The 13,504-nt window shown below is 62.4% G+C and carries 14 protein-coding genes; 8 read left to right on the forward strand and 6 right to left on the reverse strand.

Annotated features, from left to right (window positions below):
* Positions 1-5 precede the first annotated feature (5 nt).
* From ATN38_RS25635 to ATN38_RS25650, 4 genes are read left to right on the forward strand one after another with little or no spacing between them, the layout of a single operon-like run.
* Positions 6-797, forward strand: a complete 792-nt coding sequence (locus ATN38_RS25635) for an SDR family oxidoreductase (RefSeq protein ID WP_204855647.1) — start codon at positions 6-8, stop codon at positions 795-797.
* Positions 797-1,837, forward strand: a complete 1,041-nt coding sequence (locus ATN38_RS25640) for a Gfo/Idh/MocA family oxidoreductase (RefSeq protein ID WP_161120834.1) — start codon at positions 797-799, stop codon at positions 1,835-1,837. Before ATN38_RS25635 ends, ATN38_RS25640 begins: the two co-directional genes overlap by 1 nt.
* A complete protein-coding gene (locus ATN38_RS25645; RefSeq protein WP_020969151.1) occupies positions 1,834-2,700 on the forward strand; it encodes a TIM barrel protein in 867 nt (288 codons plus the stop codon). The genes ATN38_RS25640 and ATN38_RS25645 overlap by 4 nt, the downstream gene beginning before the upstream one ends.
* Positions 2,697-3,698, forward strand: coding sequence for a Gfo/Idh/MocA family protein (locus ATN38_RS25650; RefSeq protein WP_218748941.1), 1,002 nt, complete (start codon positions 2,697-2,699; stop codon positions 3,696-3,698). Before ATN38_RS25645 ends, ATN38_RS25650 begins: the two co-directional genes overlap by 4 nt.
* A 58-nt stretch (positions 3,699-3,756) precedes the next feature.
* Here ATN38_RS25650 and ATN38_RS25655 read toward each other — a convergent pair whose 3' ends face one another.
* The 4 genes from ATN38_RS25655 to ATN38_RS25670 all read right to left on the reverse strand — a co-directional run bounded on the left by ATN38_RS25655 (position 3,757) and on the right by ATN38_RS25670 (position 7,858).
* A complete protein-coding gene (locus ATN38_RS25655) occupies positions 3,757-4,569 on the reverse strand; it encodes an ATP-binding cassette domain-containing protein (RefSeq protein ID WP_007727336.1) in 813 nt (270 codons plus the stop codon).
* Positions 4,570-4,572: 3 nt separating this feature from the next.
* Positions 4,573-5,631 (reverse strand): ABC transporter permease, encoded by a 1,059-nt coding sequence (locus tag ATN38_RS25660; protein WP_003940759.1) that lies wholly within the window; start codon positions 5,629-5,631, stop codon positions 4,573-4,575.
* 63 nt (positions 5,632-5,694) lie between these two features.
* Positions 5,695-6,696, reverse strand: coding sequence for a substrate-binding domain-containing protein (locus ATN38_RS25665; protein WP_007727338.1), 1,002 nt, complete (start codon positions 6,694-6,696; stop codon positions 5,695-5,697).
* A gap of 160 nt (positions 6,697-6,856) precedes the next feature.
* Positions 6,857-7,858 carry a LacI family DNA-binding transcriptional regulator gene (locus ATN38_RS25670; RefSeq protein WP_118602482.1) on the reverse strand — a complete coding sequence of 334 codons (1,002 nt, stop codon included), beginning with the start codon at positions 7,856-7,858 and terminating at the stop codon, positions 6,857-6,859.
* 115 nt (positions 7,859-7,973) lie between these two features.
* On the opposite strand from ATN38_RS25670, the gene ATN38_RS25675 reads away from it, so the two are divergent.
* The 4 genes from ATN38_RS25675 (at position 7,974) to ATN38_RS25690 (ending at position 11,509) form a co-directional block, all read left to right on the forward strand.
* Complete coding sequence (locus ATN38_RS25675; protein WP_042923507.1) at positions 7,974-8,999, forward strand: Gfo/Idh/MocA family oxidoreductase; 1,026 nt, start codon at positions 7,974-7,976, stop codon at positions 8,997-8,999.
* Positions 8,996-9,772, forward strand: a complete 777-nt coding sequence (locus ATN38_RS25680; protein ID WP_118602480.1) for a TIM barrel protein — start codon at positions 8,996-8,998, stop codon at positions 9,770-9,772. Before ATN38_RS25675 ends, ATN38_RS25680 begins: the two co-directional genes overlap by 4 nt.
* 173 nt (positions 9,773-9,945) lie before the next feature.
* Positions 9,946-11,130 (forward strand): phytanoyl-CoA dioxygenase family protein, encoded by a 1,185-nt coding sequence (locus ATN38_RS25685; protein WP_209920899.1) that lies wholly within the window; start codon positions 9,946-9,948, stop codon positions 11,128-11,130.
* Positions 11,131-11,191: 61 nt separating this feature from the next.
* Positions 11,192-11,509: a hypothetical protein gene (locus ATN38_RS25690; protein ID WP_037125592.1), complete on the forward strand. Its 318-nt coding sequence runs from the start codon at positions 11,192-11,194 to the stop codon at positions 11,507-11,509.
* A 39-nt stretch (positions 11,510-11,548) separates the two neighbouring features.
* Here the strand turns inward: ATN38_RS25690 and ATN38_RS25695 are convergent, their stop codons facing one another.
* Both ATN38_RS25695 and iri read right to left on the reverse strand, forming a co-directional pair.
* Positions 11,549-11,974 carry a hypothetical protein gene (locus tag ATN38_RS25695; RefSeq protein WP_100245418.1) on the reverse strand — a complete coding sequence of 142 codons (426 nt, stop codon included), beginning with the start codon at positions 11,972-11,974 and terminating at the stop codon, positions 11,549-11,551.
* 58 nt (positions 11,975-12,032) lie between these two features.
* Positions 12,033-13,469, reverse strand: a complete 1,437-nt coding sequence (gene iri / locus ATN38_RS25700) for a rifampin monooxygenase Iri (protein WP_218748943.1) — start codon at positions 13,467-13,469, stop codon at positions 12,033-12,035.
* Positions 13,470-13,504 lie beyond the last annotated feature (35 nt).

The raw sequence follows: 13,504 nt of genomic DNA on the forward strand, positions 1-13,504 counted from the left end.
AACCCATGACTTCTCCGCCGGGCGTAACCAGGCCCGCACTCCTCGCCGACACCGTCGTACTGGTCAGTGGCGGCTCGCAAGGCGTCGGCGCCGGCGTCGTACGCGCCGCAGTCCGTGAGGGCGCTCAGGTGGCTTTCACCGGCCGACGCCCGGACGTCGGAAAGGCTCTCGAGACAGAACTTCCGGGAACTCACTTCATCGAAGCCGATGTGGCACAAACGGATTCCGCGCTCGACAGCGTGGCCGAGACGATCTCTCACTTCGGCCGCGTGGATGCTCTGGTCAATTCCGCCGGGCTCACTTCACGCGGAACGCTGCTCGACACCACCGAAGAACTCTTCGACCAGCACATCGCGGTGAACCTTCGCGGTCCGTTCTTCACGATGCAGGCAGCAGTCAAAGACATGCGCGAGCGTGCGGTCCCCGGGTCCATCGTCAACATCATCTCCACGTCCGAACTCGGCGGGCAGCCGTATCTCGCGCCGTACGTGGCAGCGAAGGCCGGGCTGGCGGGGCTGACCCGCAACGCGGCCCATGCGCATCGCTGGGATCGTATCCGGATCAACGGTCTCGACATCGGGTGGACACAGACCGAGGGTGAAGACCTCACGCAGAGAGCTTTTCACGACGCTGGTGACGACTGGCAGGAACGCGCGGGCAGCACCCTCCCCATGGGCAAGCTCGGACAGGTCGACGAAATCGCCGACTTCGTCGTCTTCCTGCTCTCCGATCGCAGCGGAGTCGTGACGGGTTCGATCATCGACTGGGACCAGAACGTCTTCGGAGGGCTGGACTGATGGGCGCTCGCATCGGAGTCATCGGGCTCGGACGAATCGGCAGCTACCACGCCCGAAACCTGCTGACGATGGACGGCGTCGACGCACTGATTGTCACCGACGTCGACGCACGTCGAACCTCGGACGTGGCAAGCGAACTCGACGTGGAGTCCGCTGCCGATCCCGACGCGCTTTTAGCGTCAGGCATCGACGGCGTTCTGATCGCCGCGTCGTCGAGTTCGCACGCCGACCTGATCGAAGCCGCTGTCCGCCGAGACATCCCGACGTTCTGCGAAAAGCCGGTAGCCGACTCGATCGAATCCTCGGTTCGTGTCCTCGCGACTGCCGAGCAGACGTCGGTACCAGTCCAGATCGGATTTCAGCGCCGATTCGACCCGTCATTTGTGGCGGCGTACGACGCAGTTCGATCCGGAGAACTCGGTTGGATCCACACTCTCCGATCGACCACCCTCGACCCCGCTCCCCCGCCGATCTCGTACATCGCACACTCCGGCGGCATCTTCCGCGACTGCTCGATCCACGATTTCGACATCGTCAGGTGGGTCAGCGGCCGCGAAGTCACCACGGTTTTTGCCACCGGCTCGAATCAGGGTGATCGCGGGATCGCCGATGCCGGTGACGTCGACACCGCCGCAACGGTTCTCACTTTCGAAGGCGGAACCATCGCGGTCGTGTCAAATACCCGCTACAACGGCCGCGGCTACGACTGCCGACTCGAGGTACTCGGCTCGGCGGACTCCGTCGTTGCCGGGCTGGACGACCGCTTGCCACTCCGCTCTCTCGACCCCGAAACATCGTTCCCCTCGAAGGAGCCGTACACGTTCTTCATGGACCGCTTCACGTCCGCCTACCGTGCGGAACTCGAAGCATTCCTCGGCGTTGTCGCCGGGCGTCGGGAATCACCGTGCACGCCCACAGATGCGGTCGAGTCGGCGTGGATCTCCGAAGCTGCAACGCACTCTCTGCGCGAGGGTCGGCCCGTCACGATCACCGAAGTCAAAGATCTGTTCCTTCACGACAAGAATGAGGCACACACATGAGCACTCCTCGCATCGCCGGCGCACCGATCTCCTGGGGCGTGTGCGAAGTCCCGGGCTGGGGCTACCAACTCGACCCTGCGCAAGTCCTCCGGGAAATGCGCGAAGTCGGTCTGGCGGCAACGGAAATCGGACCGGAGGGCTTTCTGCCGACAGCACCCGCCGAAATGGCCAAGGTGCTCGCGGATCACGACCTGAGCGCAGTCGGCGGGTTTGCACCAGTACTGCTGCACGATGACGATCATGATCCGGTACCCGGCATCTCCCCCATCCTCGACGGTTTTGTCGCCTCGGGTGCCGAGGTTTTGGTTCTGGCCGCCGCGACGGGTTCCGACGGCTACGATTCACGCCCAGAACTGGACGAGCAGAGTTGGAAAACCCTGCTACACAATCTCGATCGCCTCACCGACGCCGCGGCCGAGCGTGGAATCAGGGCAGTTGTCCACCCTCACGTCGGAACGATGATCGAGCAGCGCGACGAGGTCCTGCGAGTGCTCGACGGCTCGGCCATCCCACTGTGCCTGGACACCGGCCACCTGTTGATCGGCGGCACCGATCCGGTCGACCTGGCGCGTCAAGCTCCCGAGCGCATCACCCACGTGCATCTCAAGGACGTCGACGATGCCCTCGCATCACGCGTTCGCAGTGGTGAGCTCACCTACACCGACGGCGTGAAGGCGGGAATGTACCGTCCGCTCGGTGGCGGCGACGTCGACATCGCCGGTGTCACAGCCATATTGCAGCGCCACGGTTTCGACGGGTGGTACGTGCTCGAGCAGGACACCATTCTGGCCGAGGCTCCGTCCGACGAGGGACCGGTGCGCGATGTGCGAGCGAGCGTCGAGTATCTGCGGTCGGTTCTGTGACACCTGCCCCGCTGCGGATAGGCATTCTGGGAGCCTCACGCATCGCCGAGAACGCGATGATCAAACCTGCAACGGCCACCGGGCACCGCCTGGTGGCCGTTGCCGCACGCAGCCCCGAGCGGGCCAGAGCCTATGCAGCCCAGCATGGGATCGAACGGGTGGTCGATTCGTACGCCGAGCTGATCTCGGATCCGGAGGTGGACGTCGTCTACAACGCGCTGCCCAACAGCCTGCACGGACCGTGGAATCTCGCCGCCGTTCAGGCCGGCAAGCACGTGCTGACGGAGAAACCGTTTTCGAGCAACGCGGTGGAAGCGCATGCTGTAGCCGAGGCAGCGCGCGTGAGCGGAGTGACGCTGCTCGAGGGGTTCCACTACCTCTTTCATCCGGTGAACCGGCGCCTGCTGGATGTGGTTCGGAGCGGCACAGTCGGCGCGGTCACTCGGGTGGAAACCGTACTGCGGATGCCCACACCATCCGAGAACGACCCGCGGTGGGAGCTCGCATTGGCAGGCGGGTCACTGATGGACCTGGGCTGCTACGGGTTACATGCTTCCCGGACGCTGAGTGACGTCTGTGGCGGTGCGCCAGTGGTGACCGGGACCCGCCACGAGGAATACGCTCCGGGGGTCGATTCGTGGTTCGACATCGAACTCGAATACCCCAGCGGCGCCACGGCATCCGTGGTGACCACGATGTTGGACGAGCGGTATCACTTCACCTTCCGAGTATTCGGCACTGAAGGAGACGTCCTGGTGCACAACTTCCTGCAGCCGGACATCGACGACCGTGTCTCCGTCACGGCCGGTGGGCGCACGAGCGTCGAGCATCTGGGCACGAAGTCGTCGTACACCTATCAACTCGAAGCGTTCGCCGATCATCTGTCCGGGGTCTCGGCGCTGCCGATCGGGCCGGGCGACGCGGTAGCCAACATGACGATGATCGACGAGGCGTACATGCATTCCGGCCTCGGGGTTCGGCCGACGGCCATCCTGTGACGAAACGACTACAGCCTCGGTTCGATTCGAACCGAGGCTGTAGTCGCGAGGTTTTGATCTAGCGGCGAAGCTCGTGGGTCAGCGTCTCGAGCTCGTCACCGCCCGCCATCTCCTTGGTCAGTTCTTCGAGTGAGATGTCGTCGTACTTGGCGTCGAGCTTCTGCCTGCCTCGGTTGAGGAGCACGAAGTGATCGCCGACCATGTACGCGTGGTGCGGATTGTGCGTGATGAAGATGACGCCGAATCCCTGTTCCTTGGCAGCGGTGATGTAGCGCAACACCATTCCCGACTGCTTGACGCCGAGCGCTGCTGTCGGCTCGTCGAGAATCAGCACGCGCGCGCCGAAGAAGATGGCGCGGGCGATGGCAACACACTGACGCTGACCGCCCGAGAGACTACCGATCGGTGCGTCGACGTCAGGCAGTTCGATGCCCATCTTCGACAGTTCCGAAAGAGTCGTCGCGCGCATGGCGTTGGCGTCGAGCGACTTGATCAGACCGCCCTTGCGCAGTTCCTGCCCGAGGAAGAAGTTGCGCCACACCGGCATCAACGCAACGACGGCGAGGTCCTGATAGACCGTCGCGATGCCTTTGCCAAGCGCTTCTTTCGGCGAGTGGAACGTTGTCGGTTCGCCGTCGACGAGTAGTTCACCTTCGCTCTGCTGGTGCAGACCGGCGATGATCTTGATCAGCGTGGACTTGCCTGCGCCGTTGTCACCGAGCACGCCCGTTACTTCACCCGCACCGACGCGCAGGTTGATTCCCTTGAGCGCGATGATGTTTCCGTATTGCTTACCGACGTCCTTGAGCTCGATCAGTGGCACGTTGCCGCCCGAGTTCGAGAGAGCGGGAACTTCAGCTGTGGTACTCATGTGTCACCTTTTCGCAGCGTAGTTGCGGAATGCGTTGTTGGCGATGACCGCGAAGAGCAGCATGGCGCCGAGGAAGAACTTGAACCAGTCCGGGTTCCAGCCTGCGTAGACGATGCCCTGGTTGGTCATACCGAAGATGAATGCACCGATCGCAGCGCCGATCGCGGTTCCGTAACCACCGGTGAGCAGGCAACCGCCGATGACTGCGGCGATGATGTACAGGAACTCGTTACCGACACCCTGACCGGACTGAACGGTGTTGAACGAGAACAGCAGATGCATGCCCACGAACCAGGCAGCAAAGCCGACGGTCATGAACAAGCCGATCTTGACTGCGGTCACCGGCACACCGATCGCGCGGGCACTGTCCTGATTGCCGCCGACCGCGAAGATCCAGTTGCCGATCTTGGTCTTGAACAAAACAAATGTTGCAATCGCGGTGAACAGCAGCCACCACACGACCGTGATCTTGACGGACACCCCGAAGACCGAGAACGACGACGCGAATACCTTTTTGGCGGAATCGAATCCAGCCATGTCGGAGACGCTGGGTGTGGCCACCTGACCACTCACGAGCTTGGTGACGGCCAGGTTGATACCGGTCAACATCAGGAAAGAACTCAAGGTGATGAGGAAGCTGGGAATTTTCGTCTTCATGACGAGGTAGCCGTTGAAGAATCCGACGGCGAGCGAGACGACCAGCGCCAGAATCGCGCCCACCCACAGGTTGAGGTGCAGGTTGTAGGCGATCATCGACGCGGCGAGCGAGGACGTGGTGACTGCGACGCCGGCGGAGAGGTCGAACTCGCCGCCGATCATGAGCAGGGCGACCGCGCAAGCCATGATGCCGATCGTGGAGCTGGAGTAGAGCACTGTCGCAAGCGCTTCCGGCGTACGGAACGGTGCCGCGACGATACAGAAGAAGATGAAGATGGCGATGGCGCCGACAAGTGAACCCATCTCCGGGCGGAGCAGCAGACGCTGAATGCGCTTTTGCTCCTTCACCCGTTCATCGGTCACGACTTTATGGGCGGCAAGGTCGAGATCTGCCTGAGTGGACATGATTTCCCTTCCGTGCTGGACAGGCGCACGGAGGGCGGACTCTCAGCCCTCCGTGCGCCCGGATCAGCGAGTTCCGTTCTTGGCGTACTCGGCGACCGAGTCGATGTTGGTGTTGTCGATGAACGCGGGTCCGGTCAGGGTGGGCAAGCCACCACCGATCACGTTGCCGTTGTTGAGGTAAAGCCACAGCGAATCGATGGCGAGGTAGCCCTGCAGGAAGGGTTGCTGGTCCACTGCCCACTGCACGTCACCGGATTTGATGGCGTCGACGAGCGCCGCGTTGGTGTCGAAGGTGACGACCTTCGCCTTGCTGCCCGCATTGCCGACCGACGTCACGGACGTCAATGCAAACGGCGCACCGAGCGCGAGAACACGATCGATTGCCGGGTCCTGTTGAAGTTTCGCGGTGATGGTCGACTCCACCGACGGCATGTCCTTGCCGTTGACGTTGAGAATCTCCGTCGTTCCCTTGAACGACTTCTTCACACCGGCACAACGTGATTCGAGGCTCACGTTGCCCTGCTCTTGAATGACGCACAGCACCTTGGTGGCTCCTTCGGTGTTGAGTCGCTCGCCCGCAGCTTCACCGGCAATCGACTCGTCCTGACCGAAGTACTCCTTGACGCCCATGTCCTTCCAGGTTTCGAGGCCCGAGTTGAGGGCGACCACCGGAATGCCCGCGGCGGTGGCACTTTGGACCGCGGCAACCATGGCGTCGGGCTTCGCGAGGGTAACGGCAATCCCGTCGACCTTGCTGTCGATCGCGCTCTGAACCAAGTTGGCCTGATTCGGTGCCTCGGGATCGGCGGAGTACCGAAGTTCGATGTTGTCCTTCGCCGCTGCGGTTTCGGCTCCCTTGCGCACCAGATCCCAGAACGTGTCACCGGGAACTTCGTGGGTGATCATCGCAATGGTGGCGCGGGGCGTGTCCGCCGTACCCGCGCCCATTCCGGATCCGGATGAATCCGGCTTACCGCCGGTGCTGGAACAGGCGGCCAGACCCAAGACCACGACTGAGGCTCCGGCCAGTACGGCAACGCTCTTGCGCCCCGTGAGAAACGACATGTGAACTCCCTCTCGACATCAACCAACGGCCCGCGAACGGATGGTGCTCGGTTGTATGTGAAAGATGTAATACCCGTCACAGTCGAATGTCAATAGTTTGTTCTGACATTAGGACTGCTTATCAAAGACCAGACAAACTGAAGGGAGTGGAAAGGCCAGGTCAACGCGCTGCAGGTCCAGTTGAACCTCGAACCACTAGTTGTGGTTGCGCGACTATGTCCTTGCCCAAGAGTCCACTTCCGCCATCGAGACGTTCGGAGATTCGCTCCACCGCGGCGCCACCCAGAAACGCCGTGTCCTGCCCGACGCTGGTCAGATCGATGTGCACCAAACCTGCCAATGCACTGTTGTCGAATCCGATCACGGAGACGTCGCCGGGCACCGAGACCCCGGCACGCAGGAAGACGTCGAGAACCCCCAGTGCGCAGCGATCATTGAAAGCGAAGACCGCACCGGGAATCCCTTGTTCGACCATCGACCGCGCGGCGTCCGCGCCGAACTCCTCCGTGAGGCCGCCGGGAAGTATCCGCGATTCCAGTCCGGCCGCCCGCATGGCCTTCCGGTAGCCCTGACGCCTCTCCTGGGCGCCCGGACCGCGTCCGCCGTCGACGTGGACGATCGAGCGGTGCCCGAGTCCGACGAGATGATTCACGGCCATCACGGCGCCCGCCTCGTCGTCCGTGCGGACAACGTCCACATGTGCTGAGGGCATCTTCCGGGCGAGCACGACGACGGGAACCTTGGCCGCCAGGTCGACGATCTCCGATTCCGGCGCCTGCGAACCCAACAGCAAGATCGCCTCGCATCGGTCGTCGAGCAGGGTGCGCACGGCGCGCGAGCCAGGCCTGCGGTCCGAGACAGCGCTGAGAACGACGTCGTAGCGCAAGCGTTCGGCTGCGTCGTAGATCTCGTCGAGCAGCTCCGCGTGAAAGGTTTGCGCGGCAACATAACTGACACCGATCAGGCGGCTGCGATGCTGGCGCAGCAGTCGCGCCGCGTTGTCGGGTCGATAGCCGAGTTCGTCCGCGGCCGCCTTGACCCGTACCCGCGTCGCATCGCTGGCACCCGGGACATCGCGAATGACGATGGACACCAGTGCGCGTGACACACCGGCCAGGTCTGCTACGTCTTGCAAGGTGGGGCGTCGACTGTTCACCTCCACAGACTAGATCGTTCCAGCGAATACACGCCGAAACGTTGACGCACGAGGCAACCAGCGCTTTACTGACACGACTAGAACGATCTAGTTCCTCATCCTCACTCCGAACGGAGCCCCCATGTCTGCCTCTGTTGCAGTCGGTCTGATCGGCGCTGGATGGATCGGCCGTTTCCACGGCGAGTCCGTCGCGCTGCGTATCCCCGGCACCCGTCTCGTCGCCGTCGCCGATCCTGCGCCCGGCGCTGCGGCGTCGTTGATCGAACGTGTCAGTCCCGACGCCCGCGCGTACACCGACGCCCTTGAGCTGATTGCCGATCCGACCGTCGAAGCGGTGCTCATCAGTACGCCCGCATCAACTCACACCGATCTCGTGGTAGCAGCAGCGGAGGCCGGCAAGCATGTCTTCTGCGAAAAGCCGATGGCTTTGACACTCGAGGACGCCGATCGCGCAATCGGCGCATGCGCCGCGAACAATGTTGCGCTGCAGGTCGGTTTCAATCGCCGTTTCGCCGCCGATTTCGCGGCGGCCCACGACGTGATCACCTCCGGCGGAATCGGGACCCCGCAGCTACTTCGCTCTCTGACTCGCGATCCGGGAATCACCGCCGACGTCGCCTCTCGAGTCAAGCCGTGGACGATCTTCAACGAGACACTGATTCACGACTTCGACGCCCTGCTCTGGCTCAACCCGGGGGCACGCGTCGTCGAGGTGTTCGCGCAGGCCGATGCTCTCGTCCATCCGCAGTACAAGGAGCAGGGGTACCTCGATACGTCGATGGTTCAGTTGCGGTTCGACAACGGCGCCTTCGCGTCGGCCGAGGCCAACTTCCAGGCCACCTACGGTTACGACGTTCGCGGCGAGGTTTTCGGTTCCGGTGGAATGGTGAGTGCAGGCGAGGTCACGCGGACCGCGATGCGTCATTACAGCTCACCGGGCGTTCTGGCCGACACACCTCGGGTGAACATCGAACTGTTTCACGACGCCTATGTTGCCCAGCTAGCGCACTTCGCAGACTGCATCCGCTCCGGCAGCGCGCCGTCGGTCGACGGTCTCGATGCTCGCAACGCCCTGGAAATCGCACTGGCTGCAAAAGAATCCGTGGAAACCGGACTGCCCGTATCGCTGCTGTCGGTGCCGCAGTGAGCCCCTTCGATTTGGCGGTCTCTGCCGAGATGACGTTCACCGAACTCCCTGTCGTCGAACGCATTCGGCGGATCTCGGAGGCGGGGTTCGCAGCCGAGATCTGGAGTTGGCAAGACAAGGACCTCGATGCTCTGGTCGCCACCGGGGCTCGGTTCTCCTCGATGACCGGCTATCTTCACGGCGATTTGTTCGACGAAGCGGGCAGCGCCGAACTCGTACGTACAGCGGCGCTATGCCTCGCGCCGGCAGCGAAACTCGGCGTTCCTCGGCTGAACTTCCATACCGGCGAGCTGATCGACGGACAGGCCGCGCGCCCGCAGTATCGAACTACGGGAGCGATGTGGCTGACGGCCCAACGCGCTCTCGAGAAGATCGCGCGACTGGGTGAAGACGCCGGAGTCGTCTTCTGCCTCGAGAATCTCAATACGATCGTCGATCACCCTGGCGTACCGATGGCCAGAGCCAAAGACACTCTGGCACTGGTGGAATCCGTCTCACACCCCAACCTCAAGATGATGCTCGACCTCTACCACGCACAGATCGGCGAAGGAAACCTCATCGAACTCGTGCGGCGTTGTGGTGACAACATCGGCGAGATTCAGGTGGCCGACGTACCCGGCCGATGCGAACCCGGAACCGGCGAGATCAACTACCCAGCCATCGCACGCGTTCTCGCCGAGCAGGGTTACACCGGCACGATCGGATTGGAGGGCTGGGCATCCGGAGACAGTGACACCGCACTCACTGCTTTCCGGAACGCCTTCACTCTCTAACTCTCACCCAGGAACGTGATCCCGTCGTAGCGCGCAGATCTTCCGTCACCGGTCGAGTCCACGGGGAGCGCTTCCTGAGGTCTTTTTGATGGATTTCAGGGGTAGTTTCGATGGCTTTTCCTTGGCAGTCTTTGAGTCACAGCACATCGTGAACTCCGCAGGAAGGCCCCCGAATGACTCCAGCACTGACCGACCACACCGTGCCGTTCGCGGGTAGATTGCACCGAGAAGATTGCAACATCGAAGACTTCGCCGCTCTGGTCGCACACGAGACAGACCCCGTCGATTACCCGTACGCCCATTCGGTGGCCGACGGCGTTCTTCTCTACCGCTCGGATGCTCTGGTCGACAAATTGTCGAATCCTGAAATCCGGGCGGAGATTCAGGACGAGATCGCCCGCGCGTTACTCACCGGTCCAGGCATCACGGTCTTCCAAGGCGCGTTCGACGCGGAGGTATTGGATCGCGCCAGTGCGGTCTTCCGCGAACTCATTGCGCGCCAACACGAATCCGGCGCGACGTCCGGGGATCACTTCGCCAAACCCGGAGCCAATGACCGGATCTGGGGAGCACAACTGAAGTTGGCGCTCGAAGATCCCAAGGCTTACGTCGACTACTACGCAAACAGCATTGTCGCTTTGGCTTCGGAAGCCTGGCTCGGCCCCATGTATCAGGTGACGTCGGACGTCAACGTCGTCAATCCCGGTGGCGCCGCACAGAATCCACATCGCGACTACCACCTCGGTTTCATGTCGAGCGACGTCGCTGCGAAGTTCCGAGCGCACGTTCATCGCTTGACCCCCGCCCTCACCTTGCAAGGTGCAGTCGCCCATGTGGACATGCCGGTCGAGACGGGCCCGACGAAATATCTGCCGTACTCCCAACAATTCGAATCCGGATACCTCGCGTTCGAGCGTCCCGAGTTCAAGGAGTTCTTCGAGGCCAATTACGTCCAATTACCCTTGGAGAAGGGAGATGCCGTCTTCTTCAACCCTGCACTGTTCCACGCCGCCGGCCACAACAAATCCGCCGACGTCCTGCGCATGGCAAATCTTCTTCAGGTGTCGTCAGCCTTCGGTCGCGCCCTCGGAACCATTGACCGGGACGCGCTCGTCAACGCGATCTATCCGGCACTGCTCGCCCTCAGCGAAGCAGGTTCCGACGAGTCCGTTCGCTGTGCCGTCGCCGCTTCCGCTGAGGGCTACGCCTTCCCGACCAATCTGGACCGAGACCAACCGGTCTACGGCCTCGCGCCTCAGACGCAGGCCGAACTAGTGATGGAGGCGGTTCGCGAGCGGATCTCGCCTGACCATCTGGCCGAGTTGTTGAAGGCACAGTCCGAGAGACGAATGGCCTGAGGGACGACAGCGCTGACGAGACTTGGACCGCCCAATGCCGGTCAGTCGGTACGCTCGTGGCATGGGGTGGGACTTGTTAGTGCTGTTCGCCATGATCGGCCCGTTGGCGGTGTTCGGGTGGGCGGCTGTTCGGGCAAGGCGCCGCGGGCTTGGGGGGTCGTTCGTCGGGCCGTTTCAGGAGATGTTCGATCCCGGTGCGGCGCGAGCACAGACTGTCATCGAACAGATCGCGGAACTTCCGGATCCTGCGGACTCCGGCGACCCGGACAACGACGACGATGTGCCGTACACAGTCGCCTACGAGGGTGTTCGGCTCCACATCAACCCGGGTAAGGCTCGACAGCGCGGAGGCGACGGGACCACCAAGCGAGCTCAGTGAAAGTCGGACCGGATACAACGCGAGGGAGAACTGGTTCAGTCAGGGCCGGCGAAGTTGATAGGTGACACCGTTCTCCAACTCATCTGAGCTGAAGGACTCCGGAGAGAAGTGGCCCAAGCTCACCTCATAGTTTCTCTGGTTTGCGGGGACGGCATCAAAATGTGCGGTGTAGGAGCAGGTGCTCATTCCGTCGGGAAGTTGATCGATTGCCTCGACCTCGAGTGCCGACCTTGTGGATGCAGCGCCGCTGCCCCCGAAAATCTGAATCTGGTCGTTCGGAGCAACACGAATCATGTCGATCACGCACTCTCCAGAGACCGTCTCGGCCTGCTCTGCCTGACCGGTCACCGTTATCGTGGCGGCAAAGGTTTTCGGCACATCGACATTGGTCGTGCAGCTTGTCAGCATCAGCGCTCCCACAGAGCCCGCTGCCGCAGCCGCAACCTGTGCTGACCTTCGCCTCATAGTCGTCAACGGTAGTGCGTCCGAGTCGCCACGGTGCTCGGTTGCCGAATCCGAAGAGTCACACGGGGCCCGTCGCCGGCCGGCCGAACCACGTGGACAGCTGAGTATCCAACTCCGCCTGCGAATCCCCGACCCATGCCACATGACCGTCCGGCCGAAGCAGGACAGCCGGAGCGTTCAATTCAGTGCTTGTGTCAACGATGTGGTCGGCGCGATCGCTCCAACCATCGACGGACAGTTGGCCACCCTGGTCGAGAAGAAGTCCGCGGCCGGATCGCATCAGGTCGTACAGGTTGCCGCGCGTCAACGCGATGTTCCGCAGCCTCCGACCGAGTAGGTCGTCACCTTCGCCGAAGTCGTAGCGAATCGAGATCGCAGTGATCTTCTCGGTCAGATAACGCTTGACGTCTTCGAATTCCATCAACTCGGAGATCAAGCGTCGCACAGCTTGTGGACCGGCTGCGGTGGAGATCAGCTCCGCCTGCGCGCGCGTGTTGTCGAGGACGTCGGCAGCCACCGGACGCCGTTCCGATTCGTAAGTATCGAGCAGGCTCTCCGGCGCCCAACCGTTAATCTCTGCGGCGAGCTTCCAGCCGAGGTTGAAGGCATCTTGGACACCGAGATTGAGGCCTTGTCCGCCCATCGGTGGGTGGATGTGTGCGGCGTCGCCGGCGAGGAACACCCGGTCGCGCCGGTAGTGCTCCGCCAGACGGGTGGCGTCACCGAAGCGCGAGAGCCACCGCGGCGAGTGCACACCGAAGTCGGTACCCGCAATGGCCAGTAGCTGTTGTTTGATGTCGTCGAGGGTGGTGGGAACCGCGCGACCGTCGGCAACTTCGGCCGCGGGTACCACGACGCGAAAAGCACCATTGCCGGCGGGACCGACTCCGAATCGTTTGTGCGTTTCCCGGATTTCGGCGACAACGGCGGCCAGTTCATCAGCCGGCATGGTCACGTCCATTTCGCCGATCAACGTGTCGGCGCTCGACGGCTCGCCGGGAAACCCGACGTCGATCAGCTTCCGAACAGTGCTGCGGCCGCCGTCGCAGCCCACGAGATAACGCGCGTGAAGTGTTGTGCCGTCGGACAATTCCGCTGTGACGCTATCGGTATCTTGACGGATCGCGACGACGCGCTTCCCTCGCTGAATGTCCGCACCGACTTCGGTGGCATGTTCGGCAAGAATCCTGTCGATCTCGGGCTGAGGAATGCCCAGTACGTACCCGTGCGCAGTATCGAGGTGCGCCGGTGCCGGTTTGCTGATCCCCGCGAAGAATCCACCGAGCGGATACTTGCGGCCGTGCGCGAGGAACTTGTCCAGCAACCCGCGCTGCTCCATGATTTCGATGCTGCGCACATGGATGCCGAGGGCACGGACGAACTGAGTCGGCTCCTCGTCCTTGTCCACGACGACGACATCGACGCCCTGCAGCCGGAGCTCACCTGCCAGCATCAATCCAGTTGGTCCAGCACCGACAATGATGACGTCACTCATGCGATCCCCTCCTCCGGGCAAGGCTTTTGCTTGCT

It is taken from the genome of Rhodococcus sp. FH8 (genome assembly GCF_019266085.1).
Taxonomy (GTDB): domain Bacteria; phylum Actinomycetota; class Actinomycetes; order Mycobacteriales; family Mycobacteriaceae; genus Rhodococcus_F; species Rhodococcus_F qingshengii.